The organism is Kineococcus deserti (genome assembly GCF_050871945.1).
Lineage (GTDB): Bacteria > Actinomycetota > Actinomycetes > Actinomycetales > Kineococcaceae > Kineococcus.
In genome coordinates this window covers 90,087-97,402 of sequence record NZ_JBJLSI010000017.1, presented here as the reverse complement: position 1 = coordinate 97,402, position 7,316 = coordinate 90,087, and the positions used below count along the sequence as shown (strand labels likewise).

7 protein-coding genes are annotated in these 7,316 nt (G+C 74.3%); 4 read left to right on the top strand and 3 right to left on the bottom strand.

The window, feature by feature from the left end:
• Nucleotides 1-118: 118 nt before the first annotated feature.
• Complete coding sequence (locus tag ACRYR2_RS14460) at nt 119-1,228, bottom strand: trypsin-like serine peptidase (RefSeq protein WP_432563577.1); 1,110 nt, start codon at nt 1,226-1,228, stop codon at nt 119-121.
• A gap of 110 nt (nt 1,229-1,338) precedes the next feature.
• On the opposite strand from ACRYR2_RS14460, the gene dxr reads away from it, so the two are divergent.
• From dxr to ACRYR2_RS14440, 4 genes are all read left to right on the top strand, one after another.
• On the top strand, nt 1,339-2,601 hold the full coding sequence (gene dxr, locus ACRYR2_RS14455; protein ID WP_432563576.1) for a 1-deoxy-D-xylulose-5-phosphate reductoisomerase: 1,263 nt from the start codon (nt 1,339-1,341) through the stop codon (nt 2,599-2,601).
• Nucleotides 2,598-3,920: a M50 family metallopeptidase gene (locus ACRYR2_RS14450; protein WP_432563575.1), complete on the top strand. Its 1,323-nt coding sequence runs from the start codon at nt 2,598-2,600 to the stop codon at nt 3,918-3,920. Before dxr ends, ACRYR2_RS14450 begins: the two co-directional genes overlap by 4 nt.
• A 63-nt stretch (nt 3,921-3,983) precedes the next feature.
• The gene (ispG, locus tag ACRYR2_RS14445; protein ID WP_432563574.1) at nt 3,984-5,144 is read left to right on the top strand and encodes a flavodoxin-dependent (E)-4-hydroxy-3-methylbut-2-enyl-diphosphate synthase; all 1,161 of its coding nucleotides are present in this window, start codon (nt 3,984-3,986) and stop codon (nt 5,142-5,144) included.
• A 67-nt stretch (nt 5,145-5,211) separates the two neighbouring features.
• Nucleotides 5,212-6,087, top strand: coding sequence for a GNAT family N-acetyltransferase (locus tag ACRYR2_RS14440; RefSeq protein ID WP_432563573.1), 876 nt, complete (start codon nt 5,212-5,214; stop codon nt 6,085-6,087).
• Here ACRYR2_RS14440 and ACRYR2_RS14435 read toward each other — a convergent pair.
• Both ACRYR2_RS14435 and ACRYR2_RS14430 read right to left on the bottom strand, forming a co-directional pair.
• On the bottom strand, nt 6,084-6,332 hold the full coding sequence (locus ACRYR2_RS14435; protein WP_432563572.1) for a type II toxin-antitoxin system antitoxin: 249 nt from the start codon (nt 6,330-6,332) through the stop codon (nt 6,084-6,086). The two genes, ACRYR2_RS14440 and ACRYR2_RS14435, sit on opposite strands and share 4 nt — an antisense overlap.
• A 1-nt stretch (nt 6,333) precedes the next feature.
• Nucleotides 6,334-7,299 (bottom strand): SPFH domain-containing protein, encoded by a 966-nt coding sequence (locus tag ACRYR2_RS14430; RefSeq protein ID WP_432563571.1) that lies wholly within the window; start codon nt 7,297-7,299, stop codon nt 6,334-6,336.
• Between the last annotated feature and the right edge of the window lie 17 nt (nt 7,300-7,316).

Genomic DNA, 7,316 nt, shown 5'->3' with positions numbered 1-7,316 from the left:
CCCCCCCCCCCCCCCCCCCCCCCCCCCCCCCCCCCCCCCCCCCCCCCCCCCCCCCCCCCCCCCCCCCCCCCCCCCCCCCCCCCCCCCCCCCCCCCCCCCCCCCCCCCCCCGGCGGGGGTCAGGCGAGGGCTTCCTCGTAGACGGCCTCGACGGTGTCGCCGAACAGCGGGCCGTACAGGACCTCGGGGGCGTTGTTGTAGCTGAAGCTCACGACCGACGTCACGGTGCCGCTCCGGGTCTGCTGGTCGAAGTCGCGCACCCAGGGGCCGCCGCTGGAGCCACCGGCCATGCTGCACAGCACGGCGCGGTCGGTCGTGGAGTCGGCGGTGACGGCGTCGGTGAACTGCCACCCGGTGCAGTACTGCAACGTGAACCCGTCGGCGTTCGTGCTGCGGCCGGGGTAGCCGAAGACCGTGACCCGGCTCAGCTGGTCGGTGAAGTCGATGCCGAACGACCCCACGGCCTCCTGCAGCGACCGGCCACCGCTGGGCGCGACCTGCGCGAAGCCGACGTCGTGGTTCAGCGCCGCCGCCGACGTCTGGTCGCCGTCCTTCCACTGCGTCGTGGTGAACATCTTCGTCACCGACCACTGGCCGTACGGCTTGGTCGAGCCCGCGAGGCCGGGCACGAAGACGACGTTCTCCGAGGCCACGCCGTTCTCGGTCAGGCAGTGCCCGGCGGTGACCAGGACGTTGCCCTGCGGGGAGTCGACGCTGCTGGCGGTGCACTCGTAGTTGCGCCCGGCCTGGCTGAAGTACAGCCGGCCGACGGCTGCGACCTCCTCGCCGGTCCACGTCGTCGCGGTGCTCACGGCGTCGCCGGTGACCACCCCGGCCGTGGTGCGGGTGCCGCGGGCGACGGCGGGGGCGTCCCCGTCGGCCAGCGTGGACGCCTCGGGCTGCGAGGTCTGCGGCGAGGGGGCCTGCAGCGTCTGCGCCGACCCGGCCCCGGCCCCCGAGGAGTCCTGCGCGGAACCCTGCGCCTGCTCCACGACCTGCTGGGCCGGCTCGGCGGCCGCCATCCGCTCGGGCGTCCAGTAGTCCAGCGCCGCCTGCTGCGCGGACTCGTCCACCGTCGACAGCAGCGACACCGCCGAGTCCGCCCCGGTCGAGGGCGTCACCGGGACGGCCGAGGCGGCGGCCGCGCCGGTGAGCGTGACGCCGGAGACGGTGAGCGCCGCGGCGAGCGCGAGGGCGCCGGTCGAGGTCGCGGAGACGGGTCTGCGCATGACGGATGTCCTCCCAGTGCCGGTGAAGCTGGCCACATCCTTGCTGATCCCGTGCAGATCCGCCGCAACGAGTCGGTCACACGGCGTGGGGCTGGTGTGAGGAGGTCATGATGGAGCCCGTGAGCAGCACCCAACTCGTCGAGCAGTCGGCACCCGGGCGGCCCTCGGACGGGCAGCCCGGTCCCCGCGAGGTGGTGCTGCTCGGCAGCACCGGTTCCATCGGCACCCAGGCCCTTGACGTCGTGCGGGGAGCGAACGCGAACGGGCGGGAGGCGTTCCGGGTCGTGGCGCTCGCCGCGGGCGGGGCCGACGTCGGGGCGCTGGCCCGGCAGGCCCTCGAGACCGGCGCCGCCCTCGTCGGCGTCGCCCGCCCCGAGGCCGAGGGGCCGCTGCGGGAGGCGCTGGCCGCCCAGGCCGCCGGCCGGCCGCTGCCGCGTGTCGTGGCCGGCCCCGAGGCCGCCGGCGAGGTGGCGCAGCACCCGTGCGACGTCGTCCTGAACGGGATGACCGGTTCGGTGGGGCTGCGGCCCACGCTCGCGGCCCTGGCCACCGGGCGCACCCTGGCCCTGGCCAACAAGGAGTCCCTGGTCGCCGGGGGTCCGCTGGTGACGCGCGCCGCCGCCCCCGGCCAGCTCGTGCCCGTCGACTCCGAGCACTCCGCCCTGGCGCAGTGCCTGCGCGGCGGCACCGACCGCGAGGTCGCCAAGCTGGTGCTCACCGCCAGCGGAGGCCCGTTCCGCGGCCGCACCCGCGCCGACCTCGAAGGCGTCACCCCCGCGCAGGCGCTCGCGCACCCGACGTGGTCGATGGGGCCGGTCGTGACGACGAACTCGGCGACCCTGGTCAACAAGGGGCTGGAGGTCATCGAGGCCTCGCTGCTGTTCGGCGTCGGCTACGACCGCATCGACGTCGTGGTGCACCCGCAGTCGGTGGTGCACTCGATGGTCGAGTTCACCGACGGCTCGACGCTGGCGCAGTGCTCCCCGCCGGACATGCGGCTGCCGATCGCGCTGGGCATGTCGTGGCCGCACCGGGTCCCCGGGGCCGCACGACCGGTGGACTGGACCCGGGCCGCGAGCTGGACGTTCGAACCGGTCGACGCCCGGGCGTTCCCCGCCCTCGACCTGGCCCGGGAGGCCGGCCGGCGCGGGTCCACCGTCCCGGCGGTGTTCAACGCGGCCAACGAGGAGTGCGTCGCCGCCTTCCACGCCGGCCGGCTGCCGTTCCTGGGGATCGTCGACACCGTCGCGCAGGTCGTGGCCGAGCACGAACCGGGCGGCGAGCCGCGCGACGTCGAGGACGTGCTCGCGGCCGAGGACTGGGCCCGGGCCCGGGCGAACGAGCTGACGGGGCGGACCGGAGTGGTCGCGTGAGCGAGGTCCTGCTCTGGGTCGTCGGGATCCTGGCCGCCGCGATCGGCGTCGCGCTCTCGATCGCCCTGCACGAGGTCGGCCACCTGCTGCCCGCCAAGAAGTTCGGCGTCAAGGTCACCCAGTACATGGTGGGTTTCGGCCCCACCCTGTGGTCGCGGCGCAGGGGGGAGACCGAGTACGGGGTGAAGGCGATCCCGCTGGGCGGCTACGTCCGGATGATCGGGATGTTCCCGCCGGGACCGGACGGCCAGGTCCGCGCCAGCTCCACCGGCCGCTGGGCCCTGATGGCCGAGGAGGCCCGGGCCGCCAGCTTCGTCGAGGTCGGCCCCGGCGAGGAGCACCGCACGTTCTACCGCCGTCCCGTCTGGCAGCGGATCGTCATCATGTTCGGCGGCCCGTTCGTCAACCTCGTCCTGGCGCTCGTGCTGACCGCCGTGGCCGCCAGCGCCATCGGCCAGCCCGGCTACGTGCCGACGCTGTCGGCCGTCTCGCAGTGCGTGCAGCCCGCCGGCAGCACGGCCACCGGGTGCTCGGCCGACGACCCGGTGGCCCCCGGCGCCGCGGCCGGCCTGCGGCCCGGCGACGAGATCGTCGAGTTCGACGGCGAGCCCGTGCAGGACTGGAACTCCCTGTCGGCCGACATCCGCGAGCACGGCGGGGTGCCCGTCGACCTCGTCGTCGAACGCGACGGGCAGCGTGTCCCGCTGACCGTCACCCCGATCCTCACCGAGCGCGAGGCGCTCGACGAGGACGGGGTCGCCACCGGCGGCACCCGGGAGGTCGGTTTCCTCGGCGTGTCCCCGAGCATCGCCGTCGTGCGCCTCCCGCTGACCGAGGTGCCCTCGGTGGTGGGGGAGCAGGTGGCCAGCGTCGCGGGCATCGTCGTCCGGCTGCCCGAACGGCTCTACGACGTGGCCCAGGCCGCCTTCGGCAGCGCCGAGCGCGACCCCGACGGCCCCATCGGCGTCGTCGGCATCGGCCGCCTGGCCGGTGAGCTCAACGCCCAGCCCGCGATCATCCCCGGCGACGAGCTGGCCGAGCGCACCTCGCGGCTGGTCTCGCTGCTGGCCGGACTGAACGTGGCGCTGTTCGTCTTCAACATGGTGCCGCTGCTGCCCTTCGACGGCGGGCACATCGCCGGGGCGCTGTGGGAGGTCGTCAAGAAGGGCGTCTTCCGGCTGCGCCGGCGTCCCGACCCCGGGCCCGTCGACGTCGCCAAGGCCATGCCGCTGGCCTACGGCGTCTCGATCGTGCTGGTCGGGATGAGCGTGCTGCTGCTGTACGCCGACATAGTCCGGCCGGTGACGCTGAATCAGTGAAGTCTCCGTGAACGCGGCCGACCCCGGTCGTCGCCGCCTCCGGGCGGGTTGATACTTGACCGTGTGAGCGTCAGCCTCGGTCTCCCCGCCCTCCCGCCGCCCGTCCTGGCTCCCCGCCGCAAGACGCGCAAGATCAAGGTCGGGTCGGTCGACGTCGGCGGCGACGCCCCCATCTCGGTGCAGTCGATGACCACGACGCCCACGACGAACATCAACGCCACGCTGCAGCAGATCGCCGAGCTGACCGCGACCGGCTGCGACATCGTCCGCGTCGCCTGCCCCAGCGCCGACGACGCCGAGGCGCTGCCGATCATCGCGAAGAAGTCGCAGATCCCGGTCATCGCCGACATCCACTTCCAGCCCAAGTACGTCTTCGCCGCGATCGACGCCGGCTGCGCAGCCGTGCGCGTCAACCCGGGCAACATCCGCAAGTTCGACGACCAGGTCAAGGAGATCGCCCGCGCGGCCAAGGACGCCGGCGTCTCGATCCGCATCGGCGTCAACGCCGGGTCCCTGGACCCGCGGCTGATGGAGAAGTACGGCAAGGCCACGCCCGAGGCGCTCGTGGAGTCCGCCGTCTGGGAGGCCTCGCTGTTCGAGGAGCACGACTTCCACGACTTCAAGATCTCGGTCAAGCACAACGACCCGGTCGTCATGGTCCGCGCCTACGAACTGCTGTCCCAGCGCGGCGACTGGCCGCTGCACCTCGGCGTCACCGAGGCCGGCCCCGCCTTCCAGGGCACCATCAAGTCCGCCACGGCCTTCGGGGCGCTGCTGAGCCAGGGCATCGGCGACACCATCCGCGTCTCGCTGTCGGCGCCGCCGGCCGAGGAGGTCAAGGTCGGCATCCAGATCCTGCAGTCGCTGAACCTGCGCCCGCGCAAGCTGGAGATCGTCTCCTGCCCCTCCTGCGGCCGCGCCCAGGTCGACGTGTACTCCCTGGCCGACGCCGTGACCGAGGGCCTGGAGGGGATGTCCGTCCCGCTGCGGGTGGCCGTCATGGGCTGCGTCGTCAACGGTCCGGGCGAGGCCCGCGAGGCCGACCTCGGCGTCGCCAGCGGCAACGGCAAGGGCCAGATCTTCGTCAAGGGCGAGGTCATCAAGACCGTTCCCGAGCACGCCATCGTCGAGACGCTCATCGAGGAGGCCAACCGCCTGGCCGCCGAGATGGGCGAACCCGCCGACGAGTCCGGTGCCGGAAGCCCCGTCGTCACGGTCGGCTGACACGGCACGCCGGCACCGGGACGGGCCCCGCCTCGACCGGAGGCGGGGGAGCGGGCAGGATGCGGGCGTGTCCCTGACCAACTCCGCCGCTGCCTCGGGGACCCTGCGTGTGCTCGGCGCGCCGGACGCCCCCGCCCTGCTCCGGTTGTGCGAGCGCGACCCCGTGGCCAACCTGTTCGTCTCCGCCCGCCTGCTCGGCCTGGTCGCCCGTCCCGGCACCGACCTGGGCGGGCAGGTCTGGGGCTGGTTCGAGGACGGCAAGCTCGTCTCGGCCTGCTGGGCCGGAGCCAACCTCGTCCCGGTCGAGGCGACGTCGGCCGCGCTGGACGCCTTCGCCGCCCAGGCCCGCGCCGAGGGCCGTCGCTGCTCCTCCCTCGTCGGCCCGGCCGAGTCCGTGCTGGCGCTGTGGCAGCGCCTGGAACCGCACTGGCGGGGGGTGCGCGAGGTCCGCGCCCACCAGCCGCTCATGGTCTGCGACAGCACCCCGTCGGTGACCCCCGACCCGGCTGTGCGCCGCGCCACCCTGCGCGAGCTCGACCTGGTCGTGCCGGCCTGCGTGGCGATGTTCACCGAGGAGATCGGCTACGCCCCGGCCCCGCCGGACGGCGGTGGCGCCTACCGCGCCCGCATCGCCGAACTCGTCTCCACCGGCCGCTCGTTCGTCCGGATCGACGCCGGTCGCTCCGGGCCCGAGGTCGTCTTCAAGGCCGAGCTGGGCGCGGTCTCGCCCAAGGTCGTGCAGGTCCAGGGGGTGTGGGTGCCCCCGCACCGCCGGGGCGAGGGACTGTCCGAACCCGGGATGGCCGCCGTCGTCGAGGCCGCCCGCGCCGACGGCGTCCAGAGCGTGTCGCTGTACGTCAACGACTACAACGCCCGGGCGCTCGCGGCCTACCGCCGCGTGGGGTTCCGCGAGGTCGGCGCCTTCGCCACCGTCCTGTTCTAGGTCTCCGGCGCCTCCTTCGGCGGGCGACCGCGGCGCGGGAGCTCCCCGGCGCCCGACGGCATCCGTCCCGCCCGGCGCAGCGCGTCCCGGAGCACGAACTCGACCTGGGCGTTGACGCTGCGCAGCTCGTCGGCGGCCCAGCGCGCGAGGGCGTCGTGCACCGCCGGATCGAGCCGGAGCAGGACCTGCTTGCGCGCCTGCGCGCGGGCGGGCCGCTGCTCCGGCTGCTCCTGCGGTGCCGACACGTCAGCCGTAGAGGGTCCCGGTGTTCACGACCGGCGTCGCGCGCCCGTCGCCGCACAGGACCACGAGGAGGTTGGAGACCATCGCGGCCTTGCGCTCCTCGTCGAGGTCGACGACGTTCTCCTCCTGCAGCCGGGACAGGGCCAGCTCCACCATGCCGACGGCGCCGTTGACGATCTCCTCGCGGGCGGCCACGATCGCCGACGCCTGCTGGCGCTGCAGCATGGCCTGCGCGATCTCGGCCGCGTACGCCAGGTGCGTGATGCGGACCTCGACGACCTCGACGCCGGCGACGACGACCCGGGCGGCGACCTCGTGGGCCAGTTCGTCGGCCACGACGTCGGTGGAACCGCGCAGCGAGGTTCCCGACCCCGTCGGGTCGTCGTAGGGGTGCGTGGTGACCACGTGCCGCAGGGCCGACTCGCTCTGCATCTCGACGAACTCCGAGTAGTCCTCCACCGCGAACGTGGAGCGGGCGGTGTCGGCGACCTGCCAGACGACGATGGCGGCGACCTCGACGGGCGAACCGGTCGCGTCGTTGACCTTCAGCCGCCCCGTCTCGAAGTTGCGCACCCGCACCGACACCGAGGTGCTGGTCGAGAACGGGACCAGCATCACCAGCCCGGGGCGGCGGATCGTGCCGGTGTAGCGGCCGAAGAACTGCACGACGCGCGTCTGCCCCGGCTGGACGGTGCGCAGCGACGTGGCGAGCACGAGGGCGACCAGGCCCAGGGCGACGGCGGCGACGATCCAGGCCGGCGCCTGCCGCCCCACGGCCAGCGCGACCGCGCCGATCGCCAGCAGCAGCGGGACCGCCGCGACGACCAGGGCCGCGGTGCCGTGCAGGAACCGGGCGCCGACCTCCTCGACGTCGACGCGGGCGCCGTCGTGCCCGACGGGGGTGCTCGCCGGTGGGGCGATGTCCCCGGCGGTGTCGTCGGTGGCGGTCTGCGGGGCGTGGGTGTCCATCGTGGGCTCCCTGGGCT